This is a genomic window from Pseudomonas sp. NPDC087029, assembly GCF_044745345.1.
GTDB lineage: Bacteria > Pseudomonadota > Gammaproteobacteria > Pseudomonadales > Pseudomonadaceae > Aquipseudomonas > Aquipseudomonas faucium.
The window spans coordinates 141,491-160,192 of sequence record NZ_JBIVAB010000012.1; the positions used below are offsets into that span (position 1 = coordinate 141,491).

The 18,702-nt window shown below is 68.2% G+C and carries 14 protein-coding genes; all 14 read right to left on the reverse strand.

Annotated elements, in window-relative coordinates:
- Positions 1-3: 3 nt before the first annotated feature.
- A complete protein-coding gene (locus ACIPG5_RS19020; protein WP_176518089.1) occupies positions 4-477 on the reverse strand; it encodes a type II secretion system protein in 474 nt (157 codons plus the stop codon).
- The gene (locus tag ACIPG5_RS19025) at positions 474-2,348 is read right to left on the reverse strand and encodes a secretin N-terminal domain-containing protein (protein ID WP_176518090.1); all 1,875 of its coding nucleotides are present in this window, start codon (positions 2,346-2,348) and stop codon (positions 474-476) included. Before ACIPG5_RS19025 ends, ACIPG5_RS19020 begins: the two co-directional genes overlap by 4 nt.
- On the reverse strand, positions 2,345-2,854 hold the full coding sequence (locus ACIPG5_RS19030) for a hypothetical protein (protein ID WP_401377114.1): 510 nt from the start codon (positions 2,852-2,854) through the stop codon (positions 2,345-2,347). Before ACIPG5_RS19030 ends, ACIPG5_RS19025 begins: the two co-directional genes overlap by 4 nt.
- Positions 2,854-3,417, reverse strand: a complete 564-nt coding sequence (gene pilO, locus ACIPG5_RS19035; RefSeq protein ID WP_176518092.1) for a type 4a pilus biogenesis protein PilO — start codon at positions 3,415-3,417, stop codon at positions 2,854-2,856. The genes ACIPG5_RS19030 and pilO overlap by 1 nt, the downstream gene beginning before the upstream one ends.
- Positions 3,404-3,946, reverse strand: a complete 543-nt coding sequence (locus tag ACIPG5_RS19040; protein WP_401377117.1) for a PilN domain-containing protein — start codon at positions 3,944-3,946, stop codon at positions 3,404-3,406. The genes pilO and ACIPG5_RS19040 overlap by 14 nt, the downstream gene beginning before the upstream one ends.
- Entirely contained in the window at positions 3,946-4,728 is a 783-nt protein-coding gene (locus tag ACIPG5_RS19045) for a hypothetical protein (RefSeq protein WP_401377120.1), read from the reverse strand. Before ACIPG5_RS19045 ends, ACIPG5_RS19040 begins: the two co-directional genes overlap by 1 nt.
- Positions 4,709-6,394, reverse strand: a complete 1,686-nt coding sequence (locus ACIPG5_RS19050) for a GspE/PulE family protein (protein WP_401377123.1) — start codon at positions 6,392-6,394, stop codon at positions 4,709-4,711. Before ACIPG5_RS19050 ends, ACIPG5_RS19045 begins: the two co-directional genes overlap by 20 nt.
- A gap of 61 nt (positions 6,395-6,455) precedes the next feature.
- Positions 6,456-6,989, reverse strand: coding sequence for a response regulator (locus tag ACIPG5_RS19055; protein ID WP_176518096.1), 534 nt, complete (start codon positions 6,987-6,989; stop codon positions 6,456-6,458).
- A gap of 237 nt (positions 6,990-7,226) precedes the next feature.
- Positions 7,227-7,868: a SurA N-terminal domain-containing protein gene (locus tag ACIPG5_RS19060; RefSeq protein ID WP_401377126.1), complete on the reverse strand. Its 642-nt coding sequence runs from the start codon at positions 7,866-7,868 to the stop codon at positions 7,227-7,229.
- Between the two features lie 12 nt (positions 7,869-7,880).
- Positions 7,881-9,383, reverse strand: coding sequence for an ABC transporter substrate-binding protein (locus ACIPG5_RS19065; protein WP_176518100.1), 1,503 nt, complete (start codon positions 9,381-9,383; stop codon positions 7,881-7,883).
- Positions 9,384-9,516: 133 nt separating this feature from the next.
- Positions 9,517-10,173 carry an SCO family protein gene (locus ACIPG5_RS19070; RefSeq protein WP_401377129.1) on the reverse strand — a complete coding sequence of 219 codons (657 nt, stop codon included), beginning with the start codon at positions 10,171-10,173 and terminating at the stop codon, positions 9,517-9,519.
- A complete protein-coding gene (locus ACIPG5_RS19075) occupies positions 10,170-10,829 on the reverse strand; it encodes an SCO family protein (protein WP_401377132.1) in 660 nt (219 codons plus the stop codon). The genes ACIPG5_RS19070 and ACIPG5_RS19075 overlap by 4 nt, the downstream gene beginning before the upstream one ends.
- The gene (locus ACIPG5_RS19080; protein WP_401377135.1) at positions 10,826-12,808 is read right to left on the reverse strand and encodes a cytochrome D1 domain-containing protein; all 1,983 of its coding nucleotides are present in this window, start codon (positions 12,806-12,808) and stop codon (positions 10,826-10,828) included. The genes ACIPG5_RS19075 and ACIPG5_RS19080 overlap by 4 nt, the downstream gene beginning before the upstream one ends.
- Before the next feature lie 21 nt (positions 12,809-12,829).
- Positions 12,830-18,679 carry a manganese-oxidizing multicopper oxidase MnxG gene (mnxG, locus tag ACIPG5_RS19085; protein WP_401377137.1) on the reverse strand — a complete coding sequence of 1,950 codons (5,850 nt, stop codon included), beginning with the start codon at positions 18,677-18,679 and terminating at the stop codon, positions 12,830-12,832.
- Positions 18,680-18,702 lie beyond the last annotated feature (23 nt).

Below are 18,702 nucleotides of genomic sequence, written 5' to 3' on the forward strand. Positions count from 1 at the left end.
CCGTCACCATTGCCCGTAGGGGATGTTGTTCAGGCCTTTGCCACGGGCCTTGGAGTACACATCGAAGACATCCTCGCCTTCACGCGGGTTGTCCGCGCTGCTCGCGTAGGTGCGCAGGCCCCAGCCGCCGTCGTCGTCACCCTTGGCCGCCAGCAGCGGGTCGTGGGGGATGCGCCGCAGGAAGTAGAACTTGGCGCCCTTGGCACTGCGCACATCGCGCACGCCATCGACCAGCACCTGCAGGTTCGGCGGGTAGCCGCTGGCATCCAGGCGCTTGTCGATATAGCCGGCATCGAAGGCACGCTTGTAGGCGTCGATGGCATCGCGGATCTGGTACAGCGCCTCGCGCAGCTGCTGCTCCTTGCCCCGGCGCACCACGGTCTCGGTCAGCGGCGCGGCCATGCTGGCGAGCAGCCCGAGCAGGGCCAGGGTCAGCACCACCTCGATCAGGCTGAAGCCCCGGGCGCGGCGGTTCATGGCCGTGGGCTCCGGGTGGCCGGCACCACCGCCATCTGGCTGTCGATCACCGGGGCGCTCGATTCATCGCTGGGCGCATCGGCTGGCAGCGCATTGGCCGGCGCCGGCTGGGCCAGCTGGCGCACCTGCATGCTCGACTCGGTGCCGGTGGCGAACTCCATGTCCGACGGGCTCTGGTACGGCAGGTTGCGCACGATGCGCGGGGTGATCGCCAGCACCAGCTCGCTCTTGCTCATGTCGTCGCGGTTGCTGCCGAACAGCCGGCCCAGCCCTGGGATATCGCCCAGGCCCGGGATCTTGTTGCCGCTGGAGGTCTTGTCGTTGCGCACCAGGCCCGCCAGCACCTGGGTTTCGCCGTCGTGCAGGCGCAGGCTGGTCTGGGCGTTGCGGGTGTCGACCTGCACCGGGATGGTGCCCTGGCGGGTCGGCTCCAGCGGCGTGGCGTTGCTGACTTCCAGCGCCACCTTGATCGCCACTTCGTTGTTCAGGTGCACGGTGGGCTGCACTTCGAGCTTCAGGCCCACGTCCAGGTAGGTGACGCTCTCGGTGATCACCGGCCCTTGCGTCGAAGGCACCGAGGTGGCGCTGATGATCGGCACCCGCTGGCCGATGTGGATGCGCGCCTGCTCGCGGTTGCTCACGCGGATCACCGGGCTTGCCAGGGTGTTGATGTCCTTGTCCGAGGCATTGATCTTGGCTTGCGGCGCCGGCGCGATGCTGATGCGGCTGGAGTTGATGCCTCGCAGCTGGTCGAGCACGCTGACCGGGTTGCCGTCATCGGTCAGCACGCCGAAGGTGTTGGGCCACTGCAGGCCGAGGTCGAGGATGCGCGAGCGGGCCACCTCCATCACCTCCACTTCCAGCACCACTTCGGGGTTGGACTGGTCCTGGGACTGCAGCAGCTTCTCGGCCATGCGCACGGCGTCGGGGGTGTCGCGCATGGTCATGGTGTTGAGGCGTTCGTCGACGAACACGTCGCGGGTCTTGAGCATGGTCTTGACCATGTTCAGCGCGGTATTGGCGTCGATGCTGGTCAGGTAGAAGGTGCGCATGACCAGTTCCTGGTAGTCCTTGGTCTTCTGCGGCGAGTCGGGATACACCAGCAGGGTGTTGTCGTTGACGATCTTCTGGCGCAGCTGGTTCTGCTCCAGCAGCAGCGCCACGGCGTCCTCGATGCGCACGTCGCGCACGAAGATAGTGGCCTTCATGTCCGGGCGCAGGTCCTTGTCGAAGATGAAGTTGATGCCGGCGACCTGGGCCAGCACCTCGAAGATGGTCTTCAGCGCGGCGTCGCGAAACTCCAGGGTGACCGGGCGCTCCAGCTTGCTGCGCAGTTGCGGGAACGGCTGCGCGGTGCGCGCCTGGACGTTCTCGATGTCGCTGCGCAGCATGATGCCCTTCTGGTTTTGCGGGTCCAGGCGCAGCACTTCGCGCATGTAGCGCTCGGCACCGAACAGGTCGCCCTGGCGCAGGGCCGCCTGGCCCAGGGCCACGCGGTCGTCGAGGGTGCGCATCAGCTCGAGCTGGCGGATGCCTTCCATGGCGCGGCGGTTGTTGGGTTCGAAGGTGAGCACGCGGCCATAGCCGATGCGCGCGCCGGCGAAGTCATGGCGGGCGCGGTCGCTGTCGGCCTGGGTGATCAGCGCCTCGACCGCTTCCTGGCGGCTGTGGGCCAGGGCGATGTTCAGTTCGGTGTCGCGCGGGTCGTCGCGCAGGGCCTCTTCCAGGCGGGCGATGCCGGCCTCGTACTGGCCTTCCTTGAGCAGTGCCTGGCTGTCCTTGCGCACCCCGCTCGAGCCGCAGCCGGCAATGGCCACGCACAGCGCCAGGAGCATGAACGGAGCAGGCTTGAGCAACTTCGATGGCTTCATGGTGCGCTCCCCACAGACAGTGTCTGCGACTGGTGCAACGGCAGGTAGACCAGGTCCAGCTCGTTGGCCGAAACCCGGTCCAGGCGGTAGGTGGCATCGATCACGTCGCCTTGGCGCACGACGTAGAGTTTTTCGCCGTTCTGCAAGAACACCTGCAGGTCGTCGCGCTCGCCCAGGCGGCCGACGAACTGGAACGGCAGGGCTGGGGCGGTGGGGGCCGCGACCGCCACCGGGGTTGCGAGCACAGGTTGTTCGCTGACGCTGGCCAGGGTTTGCACGGGGGTCCATTGCTGGCGGGGGAACAGGTCGCGGGAGGGCTGTGCTGGCCTCATCGCCGGCAAGCCGGCTCCCACAGTGGCCAAGGGCGCCACGGAACCTGTGGCAGTTGGCTTGCCGGCGATCGGCGCCACCTCGCCCTGTTCGCCAAACCAGTGCCCCGGCGCCCAGGCCAGCGCCCCGGCAAGCCCCAGAAACCCCACCCACAGCACCGCACGCTGAGTGTTCATCACGACCTCGACAGGTAAAGGGTCATGCGCAGGCGCCCATTGAGCTCGCTGTCGCCAATGCGTTTGCGCTGCAGCTCGAGGTCTTCGAGCACCAAGGTCGGCAGCTGGCCGATCAGGCCCTTGAGAAAACCACGAATCTGCGGGTAGCTGCCGCGCACCGGCAGCACGATCTGGTAGCGCGCCAGCTGGGTCTTGGGATCGATGCCCAGGGCATATTCACCGCGGGCCAGGCTGATGCGCTCGGCGCTGGCCAGGTGATACAGGCGCTCGATCAACTCGCTCGCCTCGGGCTGGCCCGGCAGCTGCTGGCGCAGGCTGTCCAGCGCCTGCTGCTCGGGTTTCACGGCAAGCTTCACTTCCCCACGCCGGACCCTTTCCAACTGCACAGCGGCATCCGCCGCGCTGGCCTTCAGTTCGCGCAGCGCCTGCCACTGCGGCAGTACGCCCGCCAGCGCCACGCCCAGTGCCAGCAGCGCCACGGCGGCGGCCGCCAGGGCCACCGGGCCGAGCCGACGCAGCTGCTCTTCGACGATCAGGCGGTTAAACGCGTCAGGGGCGCCCATGGCCGATCTCCCAGGTGGCGGTGAGGTTGAAACGCACCGGATGCTCGGCCTGGCCCGCCACCACCTCGTGGTTGAGCAGCGACACATCGCTGAGCTCGGCGCTCTGTTCCAGGCGCTGGTGGTAATGCAGCATCGCCTCCAGGTTGCGCGCCTCGGCGCTGATGCGTACCTGGCCCTTGCGCGCATCCGGGGTCAGCGAAAGCAGCGCGACATCTTCCTGCGGCTGCGCTTCGAGCATGGCGAACAGTTGCTGCCAGGGCCGCTGCAGCTGCTGCGAAACGCTGCGCATCTGCGCCAGGCGTTCGGCCTGCTCGCGGCTGGCGGCGCTGTTCTGCGGCGCGGCGGTGGCCGGGCGGCGGCCCAGTTGCAGCTCCATGCCGTGCACCCGGGCCTCCAGCTCCACCTGCTCGGCCTGCAGCTGCTGTTGCAGCAGCACCAGCACGGCGACCACCGCCACGCCCAGGGCCAGCAGCGACCAGGCCAGCGGGCTGCTGCGCCGGGGCTGGAATTCCAGCTCGAGGCGGCGCATCACGCCACCGCCTGCCACATGGCGCACAGCGGGTCGCTGTGGCTGGCCGGTTGGCACAGCGGCACCGCCGCCAGTTGCGACACCTCGCCGCGCCCGGCGGCATGCAGGTACACCCGCGGCAGGTGCGCGCCGTACAGCTCGCAGGTGCGCTCGATCAACGCCTGCAGCGCCTGGTCGTTATCGGCGCAGCCTTGCGCCAGCACCTGCTGCCAGGCGCCGCCGGCCGCCAGCAGCAGCACGCTGCGGCGCGGTTCGGCCAGCACGAAGAGGAAGTCGCCCTGCCCCAGCTGCGCCGCGCAGCGGTTGTAGGCGGCCATCAGGTAGGGCTGCACCGAGCGCAGCTGCAGGCGGCTTGCCAGGCCCAGCGCCTGCAGCCCTTGCAGCAGTGCCTGGGGCAGCGCCGTGGCAATGCGCGCAGCGCCGGCAGGCTCGGGCGACAGGACGATGCGCCAGTCATCCAGCGGCTGCCCGTAGAGGTGCTCGAAGCAAGCCCTGGCGTAGCCTTCCAGCTCGCTGGCGGTGCCGATGGCATCGCTCCAGGGTACCAGGCAGAAGCGGCTGAAGCGGGCCGACAGCAGCACCTGCAAGCGCGCACCGCGCACGGCGTGTTCGGCCAGCAGCGCGGCCAGCGCCTGCAGGGCGGCCTGCCAGGCCGGTTGCGCGGCGTCGCCGCTGAAGGCGCGGCTGCCCAGCCACTGCTGTTGGTTGGCATGCCAGCGGCCCAGGCCGACACCCTCGGCGCCGAGCACGGCGCAAAAGCGATCAGGCGATAAATGTGACACGGTTGATCTCCTCAAGGGTGGTACGGCCCTCGCGGACCAGGTCCAGGGCAGAGGCGCGCAGCAGGCGCAGGCCGCGCTGGCAGGCCAGCGCCTTGATCTGCGCCAGCGGCCGGCGTTCGACGATCATCTGCCGCAGGTCGTCGTCCAGGTGCAGCAGTTCGGCGATGGCGCTGCGCCCGCGGTAGCCGCTGCCCCGGCACTGGCCGCAGCCCTGGGCGCGCACGAAGCGCCAGCCGGCCACCGTTTCGCGGGCCAGGCCCGAGGCGGCCAGGGTCTGGTCATCCACCTGGCAAGGCGTGCAGCAGTGCGGGCAGGCCAGGCGGATCAGGCGCTGGGCCAGCACCGCGTTGAGCGCGGAGACGAAGCTGTAGGGGTCGACCTGCATCTGGCTGAAGCGGCCGATCACGTCGAACACGTTGTTGGCGTGGATGGTGGTGAACACCAGGTGGCCGGTAAGCGCCGACTGCACGGCGATCTGCGCGGTGTCCGGGTCGCGGATTTCGCCCACCAGGATCTTGTCCGGGTCGTGGCGCAGGATCGAGCGCAGGCCGCGGGCGAAGGTCAGGCCCTTCTTCTCGTTGACCGGGATCTGCAGCACGCCCGGCAACTGGTATTCGACCGGGTCTTCGATGGTGATGATCTTGTCCACGCCGTGGTTGATCTCGCTGATCATGGCGTACAGGGTGGTGGTCTTGCCGCTGCCGGTGGGGCCGGTGACCAGGATCATGCCGTAGGGCTCGGCGGCCAGGCGGCGCAGGGCGCGCAGGGTTTGCTCGGCAAACCCCAGGGCCTGCAGCTGCACGCCGCTGACGCGGTCGGACAGGTCCTGTTTGTCGAGCACCCGCAGCACGGCGTCCTCACCGAAGATGCTGGGCATGATCGACACGCGAAAGTCGATCTGGCGCTCACCGATGGCAACCTTGAAACGCCCGTCCTGGGGCACGCGCTTCTCGCCGATGTCCAGCTCGGCCATCACTTTGATGCGCGAGATCACCTGGTCGGCGAAGGCGCTGCCGCTGGCTTTGCCGGCGCCGTTGAGCACGCCGTCGATGCGGTACTTGATGGTCAGGCCCTGGCCGGTCATGCCCAGGTGGATGTCGCTGGCGTGCTGCTTGAGGGCGTCGTAGAGGGTCGAGTTGACCAGCTTGACCACCTTGCTCTGGTCTTCGCTGATGCTGGTCAGCGACAGCCGTTGCAGGGGGCCGGCTTCCTGGCTGGCCTCGGCGTCGGGGTCCAGCGCATCGACGGCGTGAAAGCTCTCTTCGTGGCGGGCGAGCAAAGTGGCCAGGTCGGCGGCGTGGGCCAGGTACAGCGGCGCGCCTTGCAGGGTGTCGTCGATCCAGGCCAGGCGGGCGTGGTCGAAGGGGTCGGCGAACACGCCGATCAGTTCACCCTCTTGCTCGAGCAATACGAATTCGCGCTTCAGGCACTGGGCCAGGCTGACCTTGTCGAAGCGCGGGGTGCTGGCCAGCAGGGCCTGGCTGTCGAGCACCGGGTAATGCAGGGTCAGGCCGAGGCGGCGCAGGAAGCAGTCGGGGTTTTCGGCGGCCAGGCGTTGCAGGCAGTCGAGCAGGCGCTCGTCGCCGGCTTGCAGGCGGGCCTGGTTGAGCAGCTCGCGGGGGAAGGCTGCGGGGGGCCAAGCGCTGTGATCGGGTACCTGGGACATGGCCTGCGACTCCGCTCAGGGGGCGCGTCGCAGGCTGGCTCAGGCAGGGCTGCGGGCGCCGCTATTCCCCGGTGAGCAGTTGGTCGTCGTCAGGTCCTGGGGGCTTGGCGCCATTACGGCGGCGGTCGGCCAGCACCCAGCTGCCATCGTACAACTGCAAGGGGAACGACTCGTTCCTGTTGTGGCGTCGTTCGACATACCCTTGGGCTGAATCGTCAGTGGCCCTGCGCCGGCGCTCTATGCCCACCAGGTCGAGGATCGCGCGGGCCAGTTCCGCCAACGGGAACGGCTTGAACAGGACGTGGGTCACTCCCAGTTCGGCGGCCCGCTCGCGGACCTCGACGGTCGGGTGGGCGGTAATCAGCACGAAATGGCACTGCCTGTTCTGGCGCACGGTCTCCAGGACCTGAAACCCCTCCATGTCGGGCAAGCGGTAATCCAGCACGATCACTTGCGGTGCCAGGCGCTCGGCCAGGCCAATGCCACTGGCACCGTCGTGGGCAACATGAACATCCAGGCCTTGCGCCTGCAGGTACGCTTGCAGGTTCTGCGCGAGGGTCTGTTCGTCATCGACTACCAAAACTGTGTTCACCAAGGTCGACTCCCCAATACTGCCCGGTTCCCCGGTCTGCGAAGTACGCCCTTGTACAGGCTTGAGCAGGCTTCGTGCCAGGCGTGAATAGTCATGTTGCACCACCGTAAGTCATTGATCTTGCTGGTATGCCCCAGTGCCGCCAAATCAGCAGAGCCCTCGGTCCCCCACTTCCGGGGAACCTGATGGCACTTTGCCAAGCCATTATTCCCCAGCATTGGGGCAACGTCATCGGGGTACTCAGTCGGCGATTTCCACTGTAGCCGATTGCCGCAAACGTTGGCGCACGGCTTGGCGCTGTTGGGCCTGCCGTTGCGCCACGAGCGCGTCCCTGGCCAACAGCAGGCCCTGTTCCGGTATGACTTGCGGCTTATCACTTTGGTTCTGCACGTGCTGCAGCATTTGTCGATTGGCCTGGTAGAACGCCTCTACCTCGCCCTGGCTGGGTTCTTCGACCGCGCTGAGCTGGGCATACACCTGCTGCGCGGCGAGTTCGTGGTGCAGGTAGCGTGCGTAGCCAGCCCGGTCGAAACCGGCGTCCGCCAGCCGCTGCTCGAAGAGCGCCGGGCTGGCGAAGGCGGCCTGCAGTTCAGCCATGTGCGCCGCCACCTGCGCCTGGCTGACCACGATGCCGCGGCGCTGGGCTTCCTGCCACAGCAGCTCCTTGTCGATCAGCTCGGCCAGGGCCTGGTCGCGCAGGCGCTTGTACAGGGTTGGGTTGCGAATGCTGCTCAGCGCGCGGCCCTGGGCCTGCAGGTATTCGCTGAAGTAGCGCTCCAGGCGCAGCACGCCGATGTCCACGCCATTGACCCGCGCCGCCGGCACATCGGCCCAGCCCGCGGTGGTGATGGTCAGCAACAGGCACAGCAACAAGGTACGCATGGTGACCTCCGCTCAAGGGGTGTCCGCTACAGGCCGGTACGCGGCGACGGCGGTGAAGCGTGGCCCGGGCAGGCTCACTGCAACCACGTGCGCGCCACTCATGCCCTGGCGCCGGCCGGGGCCGAAGCCCAACGCCGGAGTCAGGCCGGTGTCGACATCGTGCAGGCCTTCCAGGGCCGCGACCAGGCGCTCGCGGCTGGCGTCGCGGCCGATCTGCTTGAGGGCCTCGCTGAGCAGGCGCAAGGCGCACAGGGTGTTGACCTGCAATGATGCCTGGCGCGGGTCGAGGCCCTGGCGCTGCTGCAGGCCGGCCAGTGTCGCCAGGCCCTGGGCGGTCCAGTCGCTTGGCACGAAGGGATAGGCCAGAAACACCCGCTGCGACCATTGCGCCGGCAGCGTGGCCACGGCCCCGGCCACCTGGCTGGAGGCCGCGAACAGGTAAGGATCGCGCCCTGCCGCCTGCAACGCCGTGGCAAGCTCGGCGAAGGCCTGGGCGCGGCCAAGGAAGACGATGCCCTCGCCCGCCACGGCCTGGCCGGTGAACGCGTGTACCGGCGCGGGCGACCAGCCTTGTTGCTGCAGGCGCGTGCGCACCTGCTCGGCCAGTGCGGCCTGGTCTGCGCCGGCGTAGACCACCCGCACGCCATCGGTGGGCAGGCCCAGGTGGGTGCGGGCGTGGCTGGCCACGCTGAGCAGCTGGCTGGCAAGGCTGGGCAAGGGGTCGAAAATTTGCCCGCTGCCGCCGCTGCGCGGGGTACTGCCAACCAGCGGCACGCCTGCCTGTTCGAGCAGGGCGGCCAGGCGTTCATCGAGCTGCGGCGCCAGCGGTGCCACCAGGGCAAAGACCTGCTCTTCGTCCAGCAAGCGCTGCAGGGCACGCTCGGCAGTGGCCGGGGCTTGGCCGGGGTCCAGCACCACGAGCTGCAGGCGCCGCCCGTTGATGCCGCCCTGCTGGTTGAGTTGCCTCACGCCATCTTCGAGCACGGCGTGGATCACCTGGCCAGCCTCGGCCAGCGGGCCACTGCCGGGGAGCAAGGTGCCCAGGCGCAGCACGCCCTCCTCCACGCCCGGGTCGCGCTCATCGCCCAGGCGTTTGAGGTAGGCGGTGAGGTTGCGCTGGTCGGCCAGGGTCAGCTCGAAGCGCGGCATGGCCGGGTCCAGGCGGTTGCCGGCCGGGTCGATGCCCTGCTCGATGGCGCGCGCAAGGCTCGCCTCGGCATAGGCCGGGTAGCTGCGGCCGTTGGCTTGCCGGGCGCCTTGGCCCAGGGCCAGGCGCTGCCAGTCGAGGCTCGGCGGGCGCACGCCGCCTTCGGTGCGGCCGCGCCCGTCGCGGCCATGGCAGCTGGCGCAGGGCAGCACGCTGGCGGGGACGCTCATGGCGCTGGCGCCGACGCGGGCGGTGAGTTGGGCGTCGCTGCTCGATGCGCCCTCGCGGTAGAGGCGTTTGCCGGCTTGCTCCTGGGGGGTGAGGTCCAGGGCTGGGGTGGGCCCGCAGAGGCAGAGGCCGATGAGCATGGCGATGGCGTTGATGATTCTGATGGCTGCTGGGTTCATGCCGGCCTCTTCGCGGGGCAAGCCCGCTCCCACAAAGTTATCACCCTGTAGACAGGCACTTTGCCCGCGAAGGGGCCGGTGGCCTTCATGAGGGTTACCGCCCTGCCAAAGGTTGGGCCAGCAGCTGCAGGCGCTGGGCAATGGCAACGGGCGGCGCATCCGGGCGGATCTTGCTCCAGCGCTTGCCTGCCACATCACCGGCAATCAACTGCGTCGAATGCTGCTCAGGGCTTGGCAGGAACTGGCCGATGCGCCCCAGCACCAGATCGACGTTGGCCTTCTCACCGGTCAGGAACAGCCAGTTGGCATTGTCCACGCCCTGCTTGGCGGCAAAGGCCTTGAGCGCTGCCGGGGTGTCGTTGAGCGGGTCGCTGCTGATCGAGACGAAGGTCACCTGGCGGGCCAGATCCGGCCCCATGGCCTCGCGCACGTCGCGCAATTTGCGGGTAATCAGCGGGCAGGCGTCGGTGCAGTGGGTGAAGATCACATTGAGCATCACCACCTTGCCCTTGAGCACGTCGCTGTAGAAGCGCAGCGCGCGCCCGTCCTGGTCCTCGAGCACGGTGTCGGTGAACCAGGCCTGCGCATCGCGGGTGCCGCCGCCGCTGGTCATCGTAGGCGGTGCCGGCTGCGGGTTGGGTGCGTGGCCGTCGTGGGCCATGGCGACCGACGCCATGATCCACAGGCAACCGGCCAGCACCAGCCAATCGAAGCTGCGCATGCCCGCCTGGGCCGAGGAGTGGCTGCTCATGGTTGCACCTCTTGTTGGTGTTCGGCGATGGCTGTGCTCTTGGCATGCACCCGGCGGGCGCTGAGGCGGTTGATTTCTTCGACCAGCACCGCCGGGTCGGTGAAGCCGTAGAAGCGCGTCCAGTGGCCGCTGCGCCCGTCGCCGACGAGGATCAGCGGCGGGTGCTGGCTGAGGTCGGCGCTGAAGCTGCCCAGGCCCTTGAGGGTTTCGCTCACGGCGTAGGGCGTGCCGGTCAGCCAGCTCCAGCCGGGGCCGTGCTGGAAGGCCTTGGCGTACTGCTGCAGGCGCTTGGCGTCGTCACGTTGCGGGTCGACGCTGATCGACACCAGCTGCACCTGCTCTCCCACCCGCCCGCCCAGCTGCTGCTGGACCTTGCCCATGATCGACGACACCACCGGGCACACCGTGGTGCAGCTGGTGTAGATGAAGCCCATGACCACCAGGTGCTCGCCGACCAGGTCGTGTTCCAGGCGCACCGGCATGCCGTCCTGGTTGAGCAGCGAGACATCGGCAAAGCGCACGCTGGCCTTTTCCTGGCGGGCCGCCGGCGGTGGCTCGCCTGCGCCATCATGCGCGTGGCCGGCATGGGCCAGGGCGAAGTGGCTGGCCAGGGCCAGGCTCAGGAGCAGCAGCTTGCAGGAATGCTTGGCGTTCATCGCACAGCCCTCACGTCGTTCTGGGAAGCGGTAGCGGCTGCGGCTGGCAACACCCGCAGGCTGGTGTAGTTTTCTTCGGCGAACGTGCGCCCGAGCGAGGGCGACTGCACGTGCAGGTACCAGGCGCCGGGCTCGGGCAGCGTCAACCAAACCTGGTACACGCCCTCGCCCACTTCGCTGAGCGGCAGGTTGCGCGGCATCGACGACGGCGCCAGGAAGTAGCGCAGGGTCAGGTCGTTCAGGCCCTGGCGCGGGCGGCCGTCGTCACCGACGATGCGCACCGTGGCGGTGAACGCACGGTTCTGCGCCAACGGCTGGTCCAGGCCGATGAACTCGGCATGCGCGCCCTTGCGCCTGCTGGCGTCGGGCGCCGCCGCCACCTGGGTGCTGAAGCAATGGATGATCTGTGGCTGATTGAGCAGAAAGGCCACATCGAAGGTGCCGGCTGCCGGCATCTTCACCGTCGAGCCGTACACCCCGGGCGCCAGCTCGCGCAGGCTGCGGTCGATGACCAGCGCCGCGCGGGCCTGGTGGCCGCGGTTGTTGTAGCCGGACATCGGCGCGTTCATGCCTTCGGCGTAGAAGTAGGTGGTGTTGTCCACCGGGTTGACCACGAACACCGAGTTGTCGTCACGCGACACCGACAAGCCCTGGGCCAGCGGCAGGTCACCGGCCTGGCGCGGCGCCGCGGGGCCGGCCTCGAAGCCCTGGACGATCGGCTGGCGGCCTTGGCCCAGGCTGCCCAGGTTGATCATGCTGACCTTCGAGGAGGCCAGGCCGCGCACGTAGGCATAGCCCTTGGTGAAGGTCAGCTGGTACGGCTCGGCGGCGACCGGGATGCGGTGGATCAACTGGTCGGTGCTGGCGTCGATCACCAGCGCCTGGTTTTCCAGGGTATTGAGCACGATGCCAAAGCGCCCGTCGCTGCTAAAACGCATCGGCCCCAGGCCCTGCTCGGCCTTGACCGTGTGGCGCAGCTGGTGGCTGCGGGCATCGTATACGCGCACGGTGCCCTCCTCGCCATCGCTGACGTACACCGCCTGGGACAGCGCCGAATAGGCCACGGCCAGCGGGTGCGGGCCTACCTCCAGGGTCTTGGCCAGGCGCATTTGGGCAATGTCGATGATGCTCAGGGTGCCGCCGTCGCGGTTGCTGACGAAGGCATAGCGCGAGTCGGCGCTGAAGGCGATCTCGTGGTGCCCGGAGCCGGTGGCGAAGCTTTTCAGGGTGCTGCGGCTGGGCACGTCGATCACCGTCACCCCGCCTTTGGCCGGGTCCTGGCTGTTGTTGCCGACCCACAGCCGGCGCTGGTCCGGCTGCAGGGCCACGCGCAGCGGCTGCTCGCCGGCATCCAGGCTGGCCACGCGGGTGAAGGTTTCGGTGTCGATCACCACGACGTTGCCGCGTTCGGGGACCGACACGAACACCTGCTTGTCGTCGCCGGTGGCCACCCAGTCCATGGGCCGCCCAGGCAGGTCGATGCGGGCCAGGGTGCTGGTCACCCCGCCCACCGACACGGTCGGGTCGATCACGGTGAGGCTGGCGTCCTTGTTCAGCACCAGCAGGAAGTAGCTGTTCAGGTCCAGCAGCGGCCGTGCGCCGATGCTGCTTTTGAGAAACAGCGCAACGCGCGCCTTGCAGCTCTGCTCGCGGCTGGCCTCCACCGGGGCCGACTGCGCCGGGTCGATCCACGCCCCCGGCGCCATGCCCGACAGCGGCTGGCCGCTGCTCTGGTCGCTGAGCTTGAAGCGAATGTTGGCGAACGTGCCCTCGCGCAGCTCGCCGCCGGCCAGCGGCCGCGCCTCGAACTCCACGGTCACGCCGTCGCGGCTGAGCCGGTGCAGCCCCTGCGGGTCGGCATTGTCCTGCAGCAGCTCGCGGGGGTCGCACCAGAGCTTTTCATAGGCCACGCCCAGGCCGATCAGGCCGCTGGCCAATGCCAACCCAAGATACGCCGGGCGGATCTTCTTGATGTTCATTGCACGTGCGCCCCCTCTTGCTTACTGCGCCGGGGCCGTTGCCGGCGGCGCGTCATTGGTCACCCGCAAGATCCCCCACAGCCCCGAGAGGTTGCCGTAGGCGGCATAGTCGCGGAACAGGTAGTCGCCCGGCACGGCGTTGACGCCCCCGGCGCTTGGCAGCATGAAGCTGAAGTGCGCTGCCGGCAGCACGCTCTCCTGGGCGCCGATGTACATGGCCATCGGGTTGTTGCCAAAGCGCACCGAGCCGATGCCTGGCAGGTTCATGGGGTAGCCGTCGAGGTCATTCTTCTCGGCCAGGAAGTTGTGCAGCGGCCACAGGTGGCCATCGAGCTGGTAGGTCATGCCGCGGCTGCCACCACTGGGCATGACGATGTGGTTGCGCACCGGCTGGCCCGGCTTGGCGTACAGCACCGGGGTCAGCGGGTCGCCGCCGACCAGGGCGTTGGCGTAGGCCATGTGGGCATTGGGAATGTCGGCAAAGCCCAGGCCATCGGCGTGGCCGAACGGCGAATCCGGGGCCATGCCAAAGCGCAGCCACAGCGGCTCGGTCTTGTAGTTGACGGCCATGTTGCCGTTGTCCTGCGGGTCGGCTGCCGCGCCGTTGCCTTCGGTGTTGATGCCCTCCACCGGGCGGCCATCGGCCCAGCGCATGTTCAGCGCCCGCTGCCAGACGGTGACGAAGTCGCGGTAGTCGGGCTGGCCTGCGACCTTCACCGTGGCCTGGGCGCGGCTGGCGGTGTCTTCGGCCCAGGTGGCGGTCTGCGGCAGGATGCTCATGGCGCCCACCAGGCCTTTTTGCGGTTGCTTGATGAAGTCCGACGGGGTCAGGTTGAGGCCGCCGAACTCGATGGCCGTGGTGTTGATGTTGTCCACCGTGCGGCCCAGTTGCAGGGCCGGCTTGCCTTCACGCTCCAGGTGCCCGGCGTAGTACTGGTACACCTTGCTTGGGTAGGCGCCGCTGTTGCCGGCCCGGGGCGGTACGGTCTGCACCGGGTTGAGGCCGACGTTGGCGCCGTCGGACTTGGTGATGTCGTAGGCCAGCAGTTGCGCGTGCAGGCCCACGTGGCTGGAGGGGCGCATCAGGTTGTTGGCAAAGGCGGTGGCGCCTTGGCTGTCGAAGCGGTCACGCTTGACCACGTTGTGCATCACGGCGGTGCTGGGCAGGTCTGGCATCAGCAGCGGCAGGCGGTTCTCCAGGGTGATGCTGATGCAGTCGCCGGCGTTGGCGCGCAGGATCAAGGGCTCCACCGGCACCCCTGGCTTGAGCTTGCCGGTGCTGGGGTCGAGGTCGGCCTTGCGCACGTAGAGCACGGCGGTCGGGTCGTGCAGTGGCGCGCTGTGGCCACCGAGGGTGAAGGTTTCGCCGTCCTCGGGGTCGACGCCGCTGACCTGCGCGATACGGGTGTGGCGGTTGTTGAACACCAAAGTGCCGCCGTTGGCCTTGAGCGGGCCGCCGACATGCTGGCCGTTGCCGGCCGGGTCGGTGATGCTGACGCCGTTGCGGTTCTCGAGGATGTCGTTGGCCAGCGCCGCGACCACTTCGTAGCTGCGCTTGACCGTGGTGCGGGTGCCGACCCCGTTGGGGTTGGCCGTGGTTTTCGGGCAGATGCCGTCGAAGTTCACGGTGTTGCGCATGGCCACCGGCTGCGGGTTGTTGGGCAGCGTGTAGAGGTCGGGGCGCTGCGCGGTGTAGTTGCGCATGATGCCCCAGATGCCGTTCCAGTAGCCTTCCAGGGCCGCATCCAGCGAGTACAGGTAGTCGCCGTTGGTGGCCGCGGAACTGGAGATCATCGACACCGGCGCCATGAAGCCCAGCTGCTCGGAGATGCCGATCATCTGCGACGACTTCCAGCCCGAGTTGGAGCTGTTGCCAAAGCCGGTGCCGTTTTGCAGCCACTTGACCCCATGCAGGGTGACGTTGTGCTCCTCTTCATGGCCGCCGGCGTGCATGCGCAGGCGCACGTTGTCGCCGGAGTAGGTGCGCAGCATCGGGGTGAACGGGTCGCCCGGCTCGCTGCCGCCCTGGTTGATGTGCGGCGGGAACAGCGTGGTGCCGCCGGTGGGGCCGACCGCCGAGGTGATCGCCGTGGGCGCCAGGTTCATCGCCGGGATGGCGCGGTCGGTGCGGGTCTGCAGGGCATAGCTGAGGTCGCCGCCCAGGCCGTCGGCCTGCATGCCGCGCTTGCCGTCGGGGCCGACCTTGTTGGGGTCGAACACGCGCAGGGCCAGCGGCTCGTTGCGGTAGTTGACGACGAACATGCCGGGGTCATCGACCGAGATCGCCTGCGGGCATGGCCGGCTCGGGCAGCCTGGGTTGAGGCCGCCGCGCTCCTCGACGATGGCCTCGAGCAGGTTCGACGCCTTGCCGCGCACCGGTGGGTTGATGGCGTAGCGGAAGCTGTCGGCGGTGGCCGGGTAGGCCTGCGCGTTGGGCACGCCATCGGGGCCGGCGCCTACGTACACGCCGGCTTCATAGGCATGCTGGAAGTCGCTGTATTCCAGGAAGAACTCGCGGTAGCTGTCGTTCTTGCCGTCGCCGTCATGGTCGCCCGTGGCGATCACCGCCTGCCACGAGGTCGGGCCGCCGTCCTGGCGGATGGCCGGGTTGTACAGCGGCTCGCCGGTTTCGGCGTGGTACCAGGTGGAGCCGGCAGGCTCGGCCAGCACGGTGGCGTACAGGCCCAGTTGCTGGTGGGTGGATGGGCCGAGGTGGTCGTGGGTGAAGATGGTGCCCAGGCCACGGTCGACGTTGTACACGTTGATCAGCGGGTCGGCGAACCAGCGCTGCATGGCGGTGCGCGCACCGAGCCAGTCGGCCCGGCCGAAGCGGCCGAAGTACGGGTGCTGCTTGGCTTGCGGGCAGGCCGCGGTGCCGTCGCGGCTGTCGCCTTCGCTGCAGGCGTTGAAGGCGCGGATGGCGCGCACGCGCTCGACCACGCTGCCGGGCGAGAGGATGCCGTCTTCGTAGTTCCAGCCGTTGGCCGAGCCGTCGGCAGCGGTCAAGTCCCACTTGGGCAGGTGGATGTGCTGGCCGATCACGTCGGTTGGGGTGCGCACCTGGTAGTCGTCCATTTCATAGAACGACGGGATCAGGTTGGTGTGCTGGTACATGGTGCAATCGAAGGTGTTCATGCGCATCACCAGAGGCTCCGGTGGGCGCTGCTTGGTGATGACCGGCCAGGCGTCCTCCCACAGGGCGATGATGCGCGCCTGCGGGAAGTGGTAGCCGACCTTGTTGTACACCGCATCGAACTGGATGTTGGCGCCCTTGTAGATGCGCGGGCGGTCGGCGGTGAAGGTGGAAGCGCCGCGAAAACTCATGCCATTTGGCGTGTCGCCGCTGACGAATTCACCCACCCCCGAGGTTTGGGTCAGGCGCTTGCCGCGGTCGTCCATGCACGGCTCGTAGAACGGTGCCCCGGCGGTGGGCAGCGCGCCGTTGGTGCGAAACGCCTTGGCCACCGGCTGGCCACCGGGCATCAGCGCGTAGCTGGGGTGCTCGGCCTTGGCATGGAACTGCATGGCGGCCTGCTCGACATCGGTGCCCTCTTCGGGCAGATAGATCGGCTTGGCCTTGTGCACCACCTTGGAGAAATCCAGCTGGGTGGTGGTGGCCACGGCCTCGCCGCCGGCGGACACACCGTCCAGGGCGTGGCGCCCGAGGCCGCCGTCCCAGCCATCGACCTGGTTGGGGTCAAGGTTTGCCCACAGCGCCTTGCCACTGTCTTTGAGTTGCCGGGCCAGGGCCGGGTCGAGCATGTCCAGCGGCGGGGTTGGCGGGCGGTTGCCGACGCTGCTTTCCATGCCGCCGATCCAGAACGGGTAGCCTGGGTTCTTCAGGGTGCCGTCGGCGTTGCGGTTGGCCTCGCTGCGGTCGACCAACGCCAGTGAGCCGATGGCCTTGGGCCCTTCGGGTTCATGGCCGGGGTCGTCGTCACCCTCTGCTTGCTGGTCATCGTCGTCATGGCTGGCGACCAGGGTTGGCGCAAGCTTGGGCACCACCACCACTTTGCCGGGCATCGGCGCCATGGCCTTGCCTGGCAGCGGCACGATCGCCGGAATCGGCGTACCGGCCACGATCTCGCCGTCGGGCAGCGCGCGGGCACCGTTGGCCGGCTTGCCGCTGCGCAGCGCGAACGGGGTGCTGTGAAAGCCATTGGCGCCCTGCCCGCTGACCTCCAGGCGGGTGCCTTCCTCGAACACGTCGTGCACCCGCCACATGGCCCACATGCCCTGGGCGAAGTGCGGGTAGAAGTGGCAGTGGTAGATGGCGTCGCCGGCCACGCGGTTGCGGTTGCCCGAGCCGCCGTTGGCGATTTCGTAGGTGTAGCCAACGCCCGCGCCGATGCCCTGGGCGTCGATGTAGTCAGAGTTGTCGTCATTGGGGTTGAACAACCACTGGTGCCCGTGCAGGTGGAAGATGTGCTGCTCGTGGCCGTTGTGGGTGTTGCGAAACTTGGTGAAGTCGCCAATGTAGCTGTGGTGCACGTTGGCCGGTTCCGCCGGGTACAAGGCCATGCTCGCCTTGACCCCGGTGGCGCTGGCCGGCGGCACCTCGCCTGGGCGGATGTGCTCCAGGCCAACGTTGGCCGGCACATCCACCAGGGTGCCGATATCGCCCACGGTATGGGCGCTGAGGAAGAACTCTTCATAGGCGCACGACAAACAGTCGTGCATCGGCCCGACCCCCAGCCGGTTGGCCACCACCTCGGCGCCCATGCCACCGGAGGCGTAGTTGATCATGAACGAATCGCGGGCCGGCTCCAGCACATGGCCCATCACCGGGTCCGCCCAGTAACCGGGGAAAGCCTGGGTGCCGGCCACTTCGTCGGCGAACTGCGCGGCAAAGTCGCGGAACGCTTCCAGGCGGTTGGGCAGCGCCGGGTTGCGCTTGCCGATGTTTTCCAGCGGGTAGGTGGACTTGGGGAAACTGCCATCGGGGTTGGGGCCCATGACGATGGCATCGGTTTCGCTGTTGAGGATCTGGTTGCCATCGACCATGGCGATGATCGGCTTGCCGGCCTTGCCTTCGCTGATCCAGGGCTCGGCTTGCGGGTAACGCGCCTGGTAGTCGATCACCGGCTGGCCGGTGGCGGTACGGCCGCTGGTGGCCAGGCGCATTTCCTCTTCGGTCAAGGTGTTGCGGTAGGTGCGCCCACCTTTGGGCACCACCACCACCTGCCCGAACAGGCCGTTTGACACGTTGCCAGCGGTGCCTTCGCCGCCAAAGGTGGCGGCCTTGCTGGTGGCGGCGAACGCCCCTTCGCGCTCGGCATAGAGGGTGTAGCTGCGGGTGCTGCCAGGGCTGACCAGGAAGTTGCCGTTGCGCCCGGTGTTGGCGGAGATATCGGCGATGCTGTTGACCGCCTGCAGGCCATTGACCTGGAAGCCCACCAGGCGCTCGGCCACTTGCTGGTCGGCGACCTGCCCTTCACCTGCTGGGTTTTGCACGTCGTTTTGCGCGCCCTCTTCGCCCTCGGGCGCCTCGGCTTCCATCCCGTGCTTGTTGGGGTTGGCCTGGTAGTCGAGCAGGTTGGTGAGGTTGACGGTCAGGCAGTCACCGGCGGCAACCCGCAGCACGATCGGCCGCGGGCGCTTGTCGGGGCGCAGGGTGACTTTACCCGGCACCGCGGCGCCGCCTTTGCTCAGCGGTACTTGCTTGTCGTCCACCACGTCTTCACGCAGGGCGAACATCATGCCGTTGGCGTTTTGCGCGCCAAGGCGGTTGAACATCAGCGGCTGGTCCAGGGCTACCACGTTGGCCACCAGGGTGCGCTGGCACTGCACGGCCGCCTCGCAGGTCGCCTGCCAGCCGAGCACGGCCAGCACGAGGGTGGTCAGGACGGGGCGTTGGTAGAGGGTCGACATGCTGCACCTCCAGGACACAGGAA